We start from the raw sequence: 14,376 nt of genomic DNA, 5'->3' as shown, positions 1-14,376 counted from the left end.
CCGCGCCGAAGTCGTCAGTGCGTTATTTGCGTCCGAGCTCGTGGGAGAGCGCCTGCAGCTCATCGCCGCCGGCCATCTGCTGGGTCAGGTGCTCCAGCGAGATCTCGTCATACGTGCAGTCCAGCTTCTGCTTGCCACGGTTGAGCAACACGAAGTGATCACCGACCATGTGCGCATGGTGCGGGTTGTGGGTGATGAACACGACGCCGAAGCCGGCGTCCTTGGCGGCGGTGATGTACTTGAGCACCACACCGGACTGCTTGACACCCAGTGCGGCCGTCGGCTCGTCCAGGATCAGCACCCGCGCCCCGAAGAACACGGCCCGCGCAATCGCGACGCACTGGCGCTGGCCACCGGACAGCGACCCGATCGGCGCGTCCACATCGGGCAACTCGATGCCCATCTTCGACAGCTCGGCCAGCGTGGTGGCACGCATTGCGTTCGCGTCCAGCGACCACGGGAACGACTTCTTGCGCACCTCCTGGCCGAGGAAGAAGTTGCGCCACACCGGCATCAGCGGAACCACCGCGAGATTCTGATACACGGTCGCGATGCCTTTGCCGAGCGCATCAGCGGGTGACGAGAACTTCGTGGTCTCACCATCCACCAACAGTTCACCCTCGGTCTGCTGGTGCAGGCCCGCGATGATCTTGATCAGCGTCGATTTGCCTGCGCCGTTGTCGCCGAGGATGCCGGTCACCTGGCCGGCATGCACCCGCAGACTGATGTCCTTCAGCGCGGTGATGTTGCCGTAGGACTTCCCGACATTGCGGAGCTCGACCAGCGGCACCTTGCGATCGGCTGCGGCTTCGTTACTGGGAGATTCGACTGTTGCGGTCATCAGATCACTTCTTCGCTGCGTAGTTACGGAAGGCGTTGTTGGCGATCACCGCGAAGAGAAGCATGCCGCCCAGGAAGAACTTGAACCAGTCCGGATCCCAGCCCGCGTAGACGATGCCCTGGTTGGTCATGCCGAAGATGAACGCACCGATGGCCGCGCCGATCGCGGTGCCGTAGCCACCGGTCAGCAGACACCCGCCGATGACCGCGGCGATGATGTAGAAGAACTCGTTGCCGATCCCCTGACCGGACTGCACGGTGTTGAACGCGAACAGCAGGTGCATGCCCACGAACCAGGCGCAGAACCCGACGAACATGAACAGCCCGATCTTGACCTTGGTCACCGGAATACCGATGGCCCGGGCACTTTCGGCGTCGCCGCCGACGGCGAAGATCCAGTTGCCCATCTTCGTCTTGAACAGCACCCAGGTGGCCACCACGGTGAACAGGATCCACCAGAGCACGGTGACGCGGATTCCGATGCCGGCCACGGTGAACGTCGAGGAGAACACCTTCTGCGCGGAGTCCCAGCCGTCCATATCGCTGACGCTCTGGGTGGCGACCTGTCCCGCAACGAGTTTCGTCACAGCGAGGTTGACACCGGCCAGCATGAAGAACGTACTCAGCGTGATCAGGAAGCTGGGGATCTTGGTCTTCATCACCAGGAAGCCGTTGAAAAACCCGACCGCCAGCGCCAGCACCAGGGCCAGTGCCGCCCCGACCCAGAGGTTGAGGTGCAGGTTGAACGCGAGCATCGAAGCCGCCAGCGAACTGAAGGTCACCGCCACGCCGGCCGACAGGTCGAACTCCCCGCCGATCATCAGCACGGCGACACCGCAGGCCATGATGCCGATGGTGCTGCTGGCGTAGAGCACGGTCGCCAGCGACGACGCCTCCCGGAACGGAGCCGCCACGATGAAGAACGCGACGAAGATCCCGATAGCACCGATGCCTGCGCCCATCTCGGGCCGGATCAGGAAACGCTGTAGACGATTTCGTTCCTTGACGCGTTCGTCGCGGACGACCTCATGGTTTTCGAGGGTGACCTCGGTTTGAGTAGACATCTCTGCTCTTTCCGACACTGCTAGCGAGTTCCGCCCTTGGCCAGTTCGGCCACGGCGTCGATGTTGGACTTGTCGATGAAGGAAGGGCCGGTCAGCGTCGCCTGGCCGCCACCGATCAGGTTCTTGTTGGCGAGGTACAGCCACAGCGAGTCGATGGCGAGGTAGCCCTGCAGGAACGGCTGCTGGTCGACCGCCCACTGCACGTCACCGTTCTGGATGGAATCCACCAGCGCGGCATTGGTGTCGAAGGTGGTGATGTTCGCATTGCTGCCCGCGTTCGCCTTGGACTGCACCGCGGTCAGGGCGATCGGCGCACCCAGCGCGACGAAGGTGTCCACCGTGGGGTCCTGCTGCATCTTGGCCGTGATGGTCGCCTCGACCGACGGCATGTCCTTGCTGTTGACGTTCAGGATCTCGGTCTGGCCTCCGAAGCCCTCCTTGACACCGGCGCAACGAGATTCGAGGGCAACCTGACCCTGCTCCTGGATGATGCAGACGACCTTCTTGGCGCCGTCGGCGTTGAGCCGCTCGCCGGCCGCGATACCGGCGAGTTTCTCGTCCTGGCCGAAGTACTCCTGAATGCCCATGCTCTTGAAGTTGTCGAAGCCGGAGTTGAACGCGACCACCGGGATGCCCTTGTCGATCGCGGCCTTCACCGCGGGCGTCATCGCCTCGGGCTTGGCCAGGGTGACGGCGATACCGTCCACACCGCTGTCGATCGCTGCCTGCACCAGGTTGGCCTGGTTGGGCGCTTCGGGATCGTTGGAATAACGCAGTTCGATGTTGTCCTTCTTGGCCGCCGCCTCGGCGCCCTTGCGGATCAGGTCCCAGAACGAGTCACCGGGAACCTCATGGGTGATCATCGCAACGGTCATGCGCGGGGTGTCGACGGTGCCGCCGCCCCCACCCTCGCCGGCGCTGTCCTGCTTGCCGCCGCCGGACGAACAGGCCACCATCCCGAACGCCAGTACGCCCGCTCCGGCCAGTACCGCGAGCCGCTTCAACGCCATTGTTTCTCCTCGTTTCAAGATCGCCGTGTCGTCCACATCGGCCCGGCGGACCGAGTGCCGGACGCTACGCCTGCACGACTGATGTAATACGGCTCACACCCGAAAGTCAATACTTTGTCCTGACATTAGGACTGCAAGTCATTTGTTCGAACCATTTCCGCAGGCCGCCACCCCGGGAGCGCCCGTCGAACCGCGCACCACCAGTGTCGGTTCCCGAACCACATCCACCGCCTCGGCGGGCCCATCGGGATCATCGAGACGGCCGACCAGTCGCTGCACCGCGGCCGCGGCCAGGCCCATGGCGTCCTGGCGCACCGTGGTGAGGTCCACGTGGGCAAGCCCGGCCAGCGGGCTGTCATCGAATCCGAGCACCGACACCTGTTGGGGCACTGGGACTCCCGCTCGGATGAGGACATCCATGACACCGAGGGCGCACCGGTCGTTGAAGGCGAACACCGCGGTGGGCAGTTCGGATTCGGCGAGCATGGCGGTGGCGGCCGCGGCGCCTTCACGCTCGGTGAGTCCGCCGGAACGCACCTGAAGCGGCACCCCGGCGGCACCGGCGGCCCGCCGGTAGCCGCGCAGCCGCTCGGCGGCCCCCGGGGCTCGGCCACCGTCGAGATAGACGATCCGGCGGTGGCCGAGCCCGATCAGGTGATCGGTCCCGAGCACGGCGCCGGCGGCATCGTCGCTGCGCACGGCGTCGACACCGCGGACCTTGCGGGCAAGCACCACCACCGGTACCCGGGCGGCCAGCTCGTCGAGTTGCTGGGTCGGCGTCCCCGGTCCGACGAGGACCAGTCCTTCACACTGCTCATCGATCAGCGTGCGCAGCGCGCGGGTCTCGTCACGGTGCGGCGTGATACCGCTGAGCACCACGTCATAGCCGAGCTCCTCGGCCGCGACGTAGACGCCGTCGACGAGGTCGGCATGAAACTCCTGGCCGACGGTGAAGGTGACCCCGATGAGTTTGGTACGCAGCTGACGCAGCCGGCGCGCCCGGTGATCGGGCCGGTACCCGAGTTCGTCGGCCGCCCGGCGCACCCGGTCCCGGGTCTGCTCGCTGGCACCCGGCACATCACGCATGACGATGGACACCAGCGCGCGCGAGACTCCCGCGCGCGCGGCCACGTCTGCGAGCGTCGGACGTCGTTGCACGGCTGGATTCTAGAACGTTCTAGAAACATTGTTGACGAAACACGCCCGATCCGCCTACCGTCACTAGAACGTTCTAGTCGATCGGAGTCCCCCATGTCCTCCCCCCTGTCCTTCGGCCTCATCGGTGCCGGCTGGATCGGCAGCTTCCACGCCGAGACGCTGGCCGAGCGCCTGCTCAACACCCGGCTCGCCGCCGTTGCCGATCCCGTACCCGGTGCAGCAGAGAGGTTCTCGGGGGTGCGTGCCTACCAGGACCCGCTGGAGCTCATCGACGACCCCGATGTCCAGGCCGTCGCCATCTGCTCCCCCGCCACCAGCCATGCCGACCTGGTGGTCGCGGCAGCCCACGCGGGCAAGCACGTCTTCTGCGAGAAGCCGATGGCCTTGAACCTCCAAGACGCCGACCGGGCGATCGACGCGGCACGCGCCGCCGGCGTCGCGTTGCAGGTCGGTTTCAACCGGCGTTTCGCCCAGGATTTCGCCGCCATGCGGGCCCGCATCGATGCCGGCGAGATCGGCACGCCGCAGCTGTTGCGTTCGCTGACCCGCGATCCGGGTATCTCCGCCGAGGTCGCCGCCCGGGTCAAGCCATGGACGATTTTCAACGAGACGCTGATCCATGATTTCGACACGTTGTGCTGGCTCAATCCCGGTGCGCGGGTCACCGAGGTGTACGCGCAGGCCGATGCGCTGGTCCATCCGCAGTTCGCCGAGCAGGGCTTCCTGGACACCTCCGTCGTGCAGATCCGGTTCGACAACGGCGCGTTCGCGATCGCCGAGGCCAGTTTCCAGGCCGTGTACGGCTATGACATCCGCGGCGAGGTCTTCGGCTCCGGCGGTGTGCTGCAGGCCGGGCTGGCCCCCGAGCGCGCCGGCCGCATCAACACCGAACTGTTCGCCGACGCCTACACCGCGCAGTTCGCCGATTTCGCCGACCATGTGCTGGCAGGCACCGAGCCTTCCGTGACGGGCGTCGACGCCCGCATCGCACTCGAAATCGCCCTTGCCAGCCGTGAATCCGTCGAGACCAACGCGCCCGTCGCACTGAACGGAGTGCTGGCATGAGGCTCGCGGTGTGTTCGGAGATGGTCTTCACCGACCTGCCCATCGTCGACCGGGTGAAGCGGATCGACGAGCTCGGCTTCGACGTCGAGATCTGGAGCTGGCACGACAAGGACCTCGACGCGCTGGCCGCGACGGGCGCGCGGTTCTCGTCGATGACGGGCTACCTGCACGGCGACCTCATCGACCCGGACAGCGCCGAAGAGGTGGTGCGGACCGCCGAGCTGAGCATCAAAGCCGCCGAGGTGCTGGGCACTCCGCGACTGGTCCTGCATCCGGCCGAACTGGTCGACGGCCGGGCCGCCCGGCCGCGGCAACGCGCCACCGGTCAGATGTGGTCGACAGCGCTACGTGCCTTGGAACGCATCGGCGAACTCGGGGCGGCGGCCGGCGTGACGTTCTGCGTCGAGAACCTCAACACCATCGTCGACCATCCGGGCGTGCCGCTGGCCCGCGCGAAGGACACGCTCGCCCTCATCGAGGGCGTCGGGCACCCGAACGTGAAGATGATGCTCGACCTGTACCACGCACAGATCGGCGAAGGGAATCTCGTCGAACTCGTGCGGCGTTGCGGTGATGCGATCGGCGAGATCCAGGTCGCCGACGTGCCCGGCCGCTGCGAACCCGGCACCGGCGAGATCCACTACCCCGCCGTCGCGAAAGCACTGCGCGATATCGGGTATGACGGCACCGTCGGCATGGAGGCCTTCGCAGAAAGTGAGAGCACGGCAGCCCTGGAGGCGTTCCGCGCGGCCTTCTCCTGAGTGATTTCGGCGTGGTCGGTTGCGCTGAGCGCGTCCGATCACGCCGAAATCACCGGAAGTCAGCGGTCGACGAGCGTGGTCTCGAAGTAGTACCGCGAGGCGCGATAGCAGTGACTTCCGAACTCGACCGCACGACCGGAGTCGTCGAACGCCGTCCGGCTCATGGTCAGCAGCGGTGCGCCGGCTTTCTCGTCGAGCAGCCGCGCCTCGTTGCGGTTGGCCGGCTTGGCGCCGATGCGCTGCCGGGCCAGCCTGATGTGCACGCCGCGCCCGCGCAGGGCCTGGTAGAGGCCGCTGGCCTCGAGCTCCTCGGCATCCGGTGCGATCTCGACGGGCAGATGGTTCGTCATCACCGCGAGCGGCTCGCCATTGGCACACCGAAGCCGCTGGATGGTGACGATCTCGTGGTCCTTGCCGAGGTTGAGCTCGGCGGCGATCTCCTCATCGGCGATACCGCAGTGGTATTCGAGTAGCTGAGTCGTCGGGTCCTGGCCGGACTTCGCGAGGTCGTCGAACAGGCTGGTGAGCTCGACCCGGCGGTGCACGGGGTTCTGCACGACCTGGGTGCCGACACCGCGCTTACGGACCAGCAGACCCTTGTCGACGAGTTCCTGGATGGCTCGCCTGGTCGTCGGGCGCGACAACGCCAGCCTGCTCGCCAAAGCCAGCTCGTTCTCGAACCGGTCGCCGGGGGCCAGATCGCCGTTGCGGATCGACGCTTCGATCGCCTGGGCGAGCTGGTAGTAGAGGGGAACAGGGCTGGACCTGTCGAGCTCAACAGTCAAAGGCACGTCCACTCCGATCTGCGGCCGATGATCAGACAGATTAGCCGAACCATAGCATCATGACCGAAAGTTAGAATGTCAGGACAAACTATTGACATGAGTGAGTGACGCGAGGCACAGTCTTAAGAGAAGAGCCCGCCCACCATCTTCGGGAGCCACAGTGTCTTTTGAAAGGCCGTCCAGCACGGACCCGTTCGACGTCATCGCCATCGGGCGCAGCGGCGTGGACGTCTATCCCCTGCAGACCGGCGTCGGCCTGGAGGACGTCGCATCCTTCGGCAAGTTCCTCGGCGRCAGCGCGGCAAATGTCGCGGTGGCGGCCGCCCGACTCGGTAACCGGACCGCCTTGATCTCCGGCGCCGGCAACGATCCGTTCGGCCGGTTCGTCCGCAACGAGCTCGCCCGTCTCGGCGTCGACAACCGGTACGTGCACACCCACGGCGAGTACCCGACCCCGGTCACCTTCTGCGAGATCTTCCCGCCCGATGACTTTCCGCTGTACTTCTACCGCAAGCCATCGGCGCCCGACCTCCAGATCGAGGCCGCCGAGATCGACCTGGACGCCGTCCGCGACGCCCGGCTGTACTGGTCGACGGTCACCGGCCTTTCCGAAGAGCCGAGCCGAAGTGCTCATTTCGCCGCCTGGGAGGCACGCGGAAGGAAACCCCTCACCGTGTTGGACCTCGACTACCGCCCGATGTTCTGGGAGACGCCGGCCGCGGCCTCCGAGCAGGTGCAGCGCGCGCTGGGTCACGTCACCGTCGCCGTCGGCAACCGCGAGGAGTGCGAGATCGCCGTCGGCGAGACCAGCCCGCACAAGGCCGCCGATGCGCTGCTCGACCTCGGTGTGGAACTGGCCATCGTCAAGCAAGGCCCGCGCGGCGTGCTCGGCAAGACCAAACACAACTCCGTGACCGTCCCGCCGAACGAGGTCGATGTGATCAACGGGCTCGGTGCCGGAGATGCCTTCGGCGGCAGCCTCATCCACGGTCTGCTGCGCGGCTGGCCGCTGGAGAAGACGCTGCGCTACGCCAATGCCGCCGGAGCCATCGTCGCTTCCCGCCTCGAATGCTCGACCGCGATGCCGACCGCCACCGAGGTGGCCGATCTCGCCGAACAGACCGCTGTGGAGGCTGTCAATGTCTAGTCTCGCAAAAACCTACGCCGACGTGACCGATGTTCGTGCCGCCGATCCCGCCGCCGTGGCCAAGGCCTGGCAGGCCCGCACCACCCGGCCCACCGTGCGCGGCGACGGCCAGCTGATGATCGTCGCCGCCGACCATCCGGCCCGCGGTGCGCTCGCCGTGGGGTCTCGCCCCACCGCAATGAACAACCGGATCGATCTGCTGGACCGGCTGCGCGCCGCGCTCGCCGACCCGGGTGTGGACGGGGTGCTGGCCACCGCCGATATCCTCGACGACCTGCTGCTGCTCGGGGCGCTGGAGGACAAAGTGGTGTTCTCGTCCTTCAACCGCGGCGGACTGGCCGGATCCTCATTCGAGCTCGACGATCGGATGACCGGTGCGACTGCGGCCTCGACCGCGGCGGCCAAGATGAACGGCGGAAAGATGCTGTGCCGCATCGATCTCGATGATCCCGGCACGGTATCCACCCTGACGGCGTGCGCACAGGCCGTCGATGACCTGGCGGCCAACGGTCTCATCGCCATGCTGGAGCCGTTCATGTCGTCACGGGTGAACGGCAAGGTCAGGAACGACCTCTCCCCCGACGCCGTGATCAAGTCCGTGCACATCGGTCAGGGGCTCGGTTCGACATCGGCCTACACCTGGATGAAGTTGCCGGTGGTCGACGAGATGGACCGCGTCATGGAATCCACGACGATGCCGACGCTGCTGCTCGGCGGCGACCCCACCGACCCTGATGAGGCGTTCGCCAGCTGGGAGAAGGCACTGTCCCTGAACGCGGTTCGCGGCCTGATCGTCGGACGCACCCTGCTCTACCCGCCCGATGACGATGTCGCCGGCGCCGTGGCGACCGCAGTGAAGTTGGTGCGCTGACCGTGAAGAGCAAGTGGTACATCCCGGCCAACACCGCGGTCACCCCCTACACCGTCGACGTCACCCCGGAATCGGCCGGCTGGGCCGAGTCCAGCCTGCACATCGTCGACCTCGATGATGTGGAATCGGTCAGCAGGCGCACCGGTGACAGCGAAGTGATGATCCTGCCGCTGTCCGGCGGCGGCACCGTCACCTGTGATGGTGAGACCTTCGAACTGGCAGCCCGCGCTTCGGTTTTCGACGGACCCGCCGATATGGTCTACCTCGGCATCAACCAGGCCTACGTGCTGTCTGGGCACGGCCGGGTCGCCATCTGCGGTGCCCGTGCCACCCGGGCGTTCCCGAACCGCTGGGTCGCCGCCGCCGACGTGCCCGTCGAGTTACGCGGCGCCGGTAACTGCAGCAGGCAGGTGCACAACTTCGGCACGGCCACCGCCTTCGAGGCCGACTCCCTGATCGCCTGCGAGGTCATCACACCGGGTGGCAACTGGTCGAGTTACCCCGCCCACAAGCACGATGAGAACACCGAGTTCGAAACCCAGTTGGAAGAGATCTACTACTTCGAGATCGACGACAGCCCGGCTGGGACAACAGGGTTCGGCTACCACCGGGTGTTCGGCACCCCGGAGCGCCCCATCGAGGTGCTCGAAGAGGTCCGCTCCGGCGATGTCGTGCTGGTGCCGCACGGCTATCACGGCCCGTCGATCGCCGCACCCGGACACCACATGTACTACCTCAACGTGATGGCGGGTTCCGGTCCGGATCGCGCCTGGCTGATCTGCGACAACCCCGACCACACCTGGCTGCGTAGCAGCTGGGAACACCAGGAAATCGATCCGCGCCTGCCGATGCGCAAGACCCAAGGAGCCTGACCCGTGGTTTCCACCGCGCCGAAGTCAACCGAGAAGCTGGCCGCCACCGAGTCCTCCGTGCGACTCACCGTCGCGCAGGCCACCATTCGGTTCCTCGCCAACCAGTACATCGAACACGACGGCGAGCGCACCAAGTTCTTCGCAGGCTGCTTCGGCATCTTCGGCCACGGCAACGTGGCCGGGCTGGGCCAAGCGCTGCTGCAGGACGAGGTCGAATCGCGGCAAGCAGGCCGCGAACCCGGGCTGAAGTACGTGCTGGGCCGCAACGAGCAGGCCATGGTGCACAGCGCCGTCGCGTACGCCCGGCAGAAGGACCGTCGCCAGGCCTGGGCCGTCACCGCGAGCGTCGGCCCCGGCTCGACCAACATGCTCACCGGCGCCGCACTGGCGACCATCAACCGGTTGCCGGTGCTGCTGCTGCCCGCCGACACCTTCGCCACCCGGGTCAGCTCCCCCGTGCTGCAGGAACTCGAGCTGCCGGCCTCCGGCGATGTCACCGTCAACGACGCGTTCAAGCCACTGTCCCGGTATTTCGACCGGGTGTGGCGGCCCGAGCAACTGCCCGCCGCCCTGCTGGGCGCCATGCGGGTACTGACCGATCCCGTCGAGACCGGCGCGGCGACGGTGTCCATCCCGCAAGATGTCCAGGCCGAAGCGCACGACTGGCCGGAATCGTTGTTCGCCGAACGCACCTGGCACATCGCCCGGCCGCTGCCCGAGCGCTCGGTGATCGCCAGGGCCGCCGAGGTCATCGCCTCCGCCACCAAGCCGCTGATCGTGGCCGGCGGCGGGCTGCACTACGCATTCGCCGAAGAGGCGCTGGCCGCGTTCTGCGAGCAGACCGGTATCCCGGTCGCGGAAAGCCAGGCCGGTAAGGGCTCGCTGCGCTACGACCATCCGCAGAGTGTCGGCRCCATCGGCTCGACCGGCACCACCGCCGCCAACGCGCTGGCCGCCGAGGCCGATGTGATCATCGGGATCGGCACCCGCTACAGCGATTTCACCTCCGCATCCCGCACCGCGTTCAACAACCCCGATGTGCGGTTCGTGAACATCAACGTGGCCTCGCTGGACTCGGTGAAGCAGGGCGGCATCAGCGTGGTCTCCGACGCGCGYGAGGCCATCGAGGCACTGGGCCCCGCACTGTCCGGCTACACCGTCAGCGACGAATACCGCTCCCGGGTCACCGAACTCGCAACCGAGTGGGAGGACACCGTGTCCTCGGTGTATGCCACCGAAGACGGGGTGCAGCTGAACCAGAACCAGGTCATCGGCCTGGTCAACACGCTGTCCGACCCGCGCGATGTGGTGGTGTGCGCGGCCGGCTCGATGCCCGGCGATCTGCACAAGCTGTGGCGTACCCGCGACCGCAAGGGCTACCACGTCGAGTACGGCTTCTCCTGCATGGGCTACGAGATCGCCGGCGGTATCGGGGTACGGATGGGCGCGCCCGACCGTGATGTGTTCATCATGGTCGGCGACGGCTCGTACCTGATGATGGCCACCGAGATCGCGACGGCGGTGCAGGAAGGCATCAAGGTCATCCCGGTACTGGTACAGAACCACGGATTCGCTTCCATCGGTGGGCTTTCGGAGTCCCTCGGTTCGCAGCGGTTCGGCACCGACTACCGCTACCGCAGCGCCGACGGCCGGCTCGACGGCGACAAGTTGCCGGTCGATCTGGCCGCCAATGCCGCCAGCCTGGGCGCCGACGTCATCAAGGTCGCCACCGCCGCCGAGTTCGCCGACGCGGTCAAGGTCGCCAAATCCGCCGACGTGACCACGGTCATCTACGTGGAGACCGATCCCCGGATCTACGCCCCGGACAGCTTCTCCTGGTGGGACGTTCCCGTCAGCGAGGTGTCCACGCTGGAGTCCACCCAGACCGCCTACCAACGGTACTCGGACTGGAAAAAAGTACAGCGTCCACTCATCAATCCGTCCGACCGCTGAAAAGGAAACGTTCGATGTCGTCAATTCTCGTGGGCTCCGCACCCGACTCCTGGGGCGTCTGGTTCCCCGACGATCCACAGCAGACCCCGTACACCCGCTTCCTGGACGAGGTCGCCGAATCCGGTTACGAGTGGATCGAACTGGGCCCGTTCGGCTACCTACCCACCGACCCGAAGCAACTCTCCGACGAACTCGCGAAGCRCAACCTGAAGCTGTCGGCCGGCACGGTGTTCGAGCACCTGCACCAGGATGATTCGTGGGATGCCGTCTGGACCCAGATCGAGGACGTCGCCAAGCTGACGGCCGCGGTCGGCGGTAAGCACGTCGTCGTCATCCCCGAGATGTGGCGTGACCCGGCCACCGGCGCGGTCCTGGAGGACCGCAACCTCACGCCCGAGCAGTGGCGCAAGAAGACCCAGGGCATGAACGAACTGGGCAAGGCCATGTTCGAGAAGTACGGCGTGCGAGCGCAGTACCACCCGCACGCCGACAGCCATGTCGACACCGAAGAGAACGTGTACCGCTTCCTCGACGGCACCGACGGCGAGTTCGTCAATCTGTGCCTGGACACCGGGCACATCAGCTACTGCGGAGGCGACAACATCGCGATCATCCGGCGCGCCCCGGAGCGCATCGGCTACCTGCACCTCAAACAGGTCAACCCCGAGGTGCGCGCCAAGGTCGAGGCCGAAGATCTGCCCTTCGGCGAGGCCGTGAAGCTGGGCGCGATGACCGAACCGCCGCTGGGCATCCCGGAGATGCCGCCGCTGCTGGCCGAGATCGAGAAGCTCGGCATCGACGTGTTCGCCATCGTGGAGCAGGATATGTACCCGTGCGAGGTCGACGCGCCGCTTCCCATCGCCAAGCGCACCCAGAACTACCTCGGTTCGTGTGGCGTCCCATCCGTTCGTTTCAACTAGATCTGTAGGAGTTCAAGACATGTCCGAATTGCGTGTGGCCGTTCTTGGCGTCGGCATCATGGGCGCCGATCACGTCGCCCGCCTGACCAACCGGATCTCCGGTGCTCGGGTTGTCGTCGTCAACGACTTCATCACCGAGAAGGCCGAGCAGATCGCGGCCGGTATCGAAGGATGTCGCGCCATTGCCGATCCGCTCGATGCCATCGCCGACCCGGATGTCGACGCCGTGGTGCTGGCCACCCCGGGGCCCACACATGAGAAGCAGTTGCTGGCCTGCCTGGAACACGGCAAGCCCGTGCTGTGCGAGAAGCCACTGACGACCGATGTCGCCACCTCTTTGGAGGTCGTCAAGCGCGAGGCCGAGTTGGGTAAGCGCCTGATCCAGGTCGGCTTCATGCGTCGCTTCGACCACGAGTACGCGCAGTTGAAGGCGCTGCTGGACTCGGGTGACCTGGGCCGCGCGCTGGTCCTGCACTGCGCACACCGAAATCCCGCCGTCCCCAACGGATTCGACAGCGCGATGGTGGTGCGCGATTCGCTGGTGCATGAGGTCGACGTCACGCGGTTCCTGTTCGACGAAGAGATCGTCTCGATCCAGATCATCAAGCCGTCGGCCAATCCCGGTGCGCCGGAGGGTCTTGCCGACCCGCAGATCGCCATCCTGCGCACGGCATCCGGCCGGCACGTGGACGTCGAGCTCTTCGTGACCACCGGGGTCGCCTACGAGGTGCGCACCGAGGTCGTGGCCGAGAAGGGCAGCGCCATGATCGGCCTGGATGTCAACTTGGTCCGCTCGCGCAGCGACGGCAYCCGCGGCGGCCAGATCACTCCCGGTTTCCGTGAGCGCTTCGGGCAGGCCTACGACACCGAGTTCCAGCGCTGGGTCGACGCTGTCCAGCAGGGGTATCGAACCGGAGATTACACAGATGGTCCGAGCGCGTGGGACGGCTACGCCGCCGCCGCGGTCTGCGAGGCCGGCGTGAAATCGCTCATCAGCGGACTGCCCGTCGAGGTCGAGATGGTCGACCGCGCCTCCATCAAGGGGGCGTGAGGTGAAAATCGCCCTGGATCCCACACCGTTCCACCACGACTACGAGCTGTTGGACTTCCCGAAGCTGGTGGCCGAGCTGGGCTACGAGTACCTGCAGCTGACCCCGCACCGGGATTTCATCCCGTTCTTCAACCACCCGCGCGCCGATGACGATCTGGTGGCGAAGTTTCGCAAGGCCTGCGCCGATGCGGGTGTCGGCATCGCCTCGGTGCTGCCGGTGCTGCGCTGGGCCAGTCCCGACCCGGACGCCCGCGAGGCCGCGGTGCGTAATTGGAAGCGCGTCCTGCAGATCACCGTCGACCTCGGCGTCAACGTGATCAACACCGAGTTCTCCGGCCGTCCCGAGAAGGCCGAAGAATCCGAGCGGGCGTTCTTCCGGTCCATGGAGGAGCTGCTGCCCATCATCGAGCGTGAGGGCATCGACGTTCGCATCGACCCACACCCCGACGATTTCGTCGAGGACGGCATGGAGGCGCTGCGCATCATCCGCGGCGTCAACTCCGCCAACATCGGCATGGTCTACGTCGCCTGCCACAGCTTCCACATGGGCGGGAACATGGCCGAGATCATTCGAGCGGCCGGGGACACGTTGCGGCTGGTGCACGTCGCCGACACCATGGACCACCACCGCAGCCACGGCCTGCGTTACATCACCAACCCGCCGGGAAATCCGGTGCGGGTGCATCAGCACCTCAAGATCGGCGATGGCGATGTCAACTGGGACGAATTCTTCGGCGGCCTGGCCGAAATCGGCTTCTACGACCGCGAGGACACCGTGATGGTCTCATCGGTGTTCGCCGAGGACGAGACCGCGCACGAGGTGTCGCGCTACCAACTGAAGACCATGACCGAATACGTTGCGAAGTACGGAAAGTAGAA

General features: G+C 66.1%; 14 protein-coding genes. 9 read left to right on the top strand and 5 right to left on the bottom strand.

Translation table 11 applies throughout. The features are described from left to right. Nucleotides 1–22: 22 nt before the first annotated feature. The 4 genes from AC1DTF_RS01990 to AC1DTF_RS01975 form a co-directional block, all read right to left on the bottom strand. On the bottom strand, nt 23–841 hold the full coding sequence (locus tag AC1DTF_RS01990) for an ATP-binding cassette domain-containing protein (RefSeq protein ID WP_057169581.1): 819 nt from the start codon (nt 839–841) through the stop codon (nt 23–25). 4 nt (nt 842–845) lie between these two features. After that, entirely contained in the window at nt 846–1,904 is a 1,059-nt protein-coding gene (locus tag AC1DTF_RS01985) for an ABC transporter permease (protein WP_477472841.1), read from the bottom strand. A 20-nt stretch (nt 1,905–1,924) separates the two neighbouring features. After that, nucleotides 1,925–2,914 carry a substrate-binding domain-containing protein gene (locus tag AC1DTF_RS01980; protein ID WP_477472840.1) on the bottom strand — a complete coding sequence of 330 codons (990 nt, stop codon included), beginning with the start codon at nt 2,912–2,914 and terminating at the stop codon, nt 1,925–1,927. Between the two features lie 138 nt (nt 2,915–3,052). Then, complete coding sequence (locus AC1DTF_RS01975) at nt 3,053–4,072, bottom strand: LacI family DNA-binding transcriptional regulator (protein WP_477472839.1); 1,020 nt, start codon at nt 4,070–4,072, stop codon at nt 3,053–3,055. A gap of 93 nt (nt 4,073–4,165) precedes the next feature. On the opposite strand from AC1DTF_RS01975, the gene AC1DTF_RS01970 reads away from it, so the two are divergent. Together AC1DTF_RS01970 and AC1DTF_RS01965 are read left to right on the top strand one after the other, a co-directional pair. Next, complete coding sequence (locus tag AC1DTF_RS01970; protein WP_477472838.1) at nt 4,166–5,137, top strand: Gfo/Idh/MocA family oxidoreductase; 972 nt, start codon at nt 4,166–4,168, stop codon at nt 5,135–5,137. Continuing rightward, nucleotides 5,134–5,898, top strand: coding sequence for a TIM barrel protein (locus tag AC1DTF_RS01965; RefSeq protein ID WP_477472837.1), 765 nt, complete (start codon nt 5,134–5,136; stop codon nt 5,896–5,898). Before AC1DTF_RS01970 ends, AC1DTF_RS01965 begins: the two co-directional genes overlap by 4 nt. Nucleotides 5,899–5,957: 59 nt before the next feature. Here the strand turns inward: AC1DTF_RS01965 and AC1DTF_RS01960 are convergent, their stop codons facing one another. Next, nucleotides 5,958–6,689: a GntR family transcriptional regulator gene (locus AC1DTF_RS01960; protein ID WP_057169996.1), complete on the bottom strand. Its 732-nt coding sequence runs from the start codon at nt 6,687–6,689 to the stop codon at nt 5,958–5,960. A 154-nt stretch (nt 6,690–6,843) separates the two neighbouring features. Here AC1DTF_RS01960 and iolC point away from each other — a divergent pair, with 154 nt between their 5' ends. The 7 genes from iolC to AC1DTF_RS01925 are packed head-to-tail and all read left to right on the top strand — an operon-like array spanning nt 6,844 to nt 14,374. After that, the gene (gene iolC / locus AC1DTF_RS01955; protein ID WP_477472836.1) at nt 6,844–7,830 is read left to right on the top strand and encodes a 5-dehydro-2-deoxygluconokinase; all 987 of its coding nucleotides are present in this window, start codon (nt 6,844–6,846) and stop codon (nt 7,828–7,830) included. Beyond that, entirely contained in the window at nt 7,823–8,701 is an 879-nt protein-coding gene (locus tag AC1DTF_RS01950) for a Cgl0159 family (beta/alpha)8-fold protein (protein WP_477472835.1), read from the top strand. The genes iolC and AC1DTF_RS01950 overlap by 8 nt, the downstream gene beginning before the upstream one ends. A 2-nt stretch (nt 8,702–8,703) precedes the next feature. Next, the gene (iolB, locus tag AC1DTF_RS01945; protein WP_477472834.1) at nt 8,704–9,573 is read left to right on the top strand and encodes a 5-deoxy-glucuronate isomerase; all 870 of its coding nucleotides are present in this window, start codon (nt 8,704–8,706) and stop codon (nt 9,571–9,573) included. 3 nt (nt 9,574–9,576) lie between these two features. Next, nucleotides 9,577–11,526, top strand: a complete 1,950-nt coding sequence (iolD, locus tag AC1DTF_RS01940) for a 3D-(3,5/4)-trihydroxycyclohexane-1,2-dione acylhydrolase (decyclizing) (RefSeq protein WP_477472833.1) — start codon at nt 9,577–9,579, stop codon at nt 11,524–11,526. Nucleotides 11,527–11,540: 14 nt separating this feature from the next. Continuing rightward, nucleotides 11,541–12,446, top strand: a complete 906-nt coding sequence (locus AC1DTF_RS01935) for a sugar phosphate isomerase/epimerase family protein (RefSeq protein WP_477472832.1) — start codon at nt 11,541–11,543, stop codon at nt 12,444–12,446. A 19-nt stretch (nt 12,447–12,465) separates the two neighbouring features. Continuing rightward, nucleotides 12,466–13,497, top strand: coding sequence for a Gfo/Idh/MocA family protein (locus AC1DTF_RS01930; RefSeq protein WP_477472831.1), 1,032 nt, complete (start codon nt 12,466–12,468; stop codon nt 13,495–13,497). A gap of 1 nt (nt 13,498) precedes the next feature. Continuing rightward, complete coding sequence (locus tag AC1DTF_RS01925; protein WP_477472830.1) at nt 13,499–14,374, top strand: sugar phosphate isomerase/epimerase family protein; 876 nt, start codon at nt 13,499–13,501, stop codon at nt 14,372–14,374. Nucleotides 14,375–14,376 lie beyond the last annotated feature (2 nt).

The organism is Mycobacterium sp. P4_H6, assembly GCF_056400845.1.
This window is presented reverse-complemented; position numbering and strand designations above follow the sequence as displayed.

Bases quoted from the DNA above. Each gene is read 5' to 3' on its own strand.
- AC1DTF_RS01970 (WP_477472838.1), top strand. From the start codon at position 4,166: ATGTCCTCCCCCCTGTCCTTCGGCCTCATCGGTGCCGGCTGGATCGGC.
- AC1DTF_RS01985 (WP_477472841.1), bottom strand. From the start codon at position 1,904: ATGTCTACTCAAACCGAGGTCACCCTCGAAAACCATGAGGTCGTCCGC.
- AC1DTF_RS01965 (WP_477472837.1), top strand. From the start codon at position 5,134: ATGAGGCTCGCGGTGTGTTCGGAGATGGTCTTCACCGACCTGCCCATC.
- AC1DTF_RS01990 (WP_057169581.1), bottom strand. From the start codon at position 841: ATGACCGCAACAGTCGAATCTCCCAGTAACGAAGCCGCAGCCGATCGC.
- AC1DTF_RS01950 (WP_477472835.1), top strand. From the start codon at position 7,823: ATGTCTAGTCTCGCAAAAACCTACGCCGACGTGACCGATGTTCGTGCC.
- AC1DTF_RS01980 (WP_477472840.1), bottom strand. From the start codon at position 2,914: ATGGCGTTGAAGCGGCTCGCGGTACTGGCCGGAGCGGGCGTACTGGCG.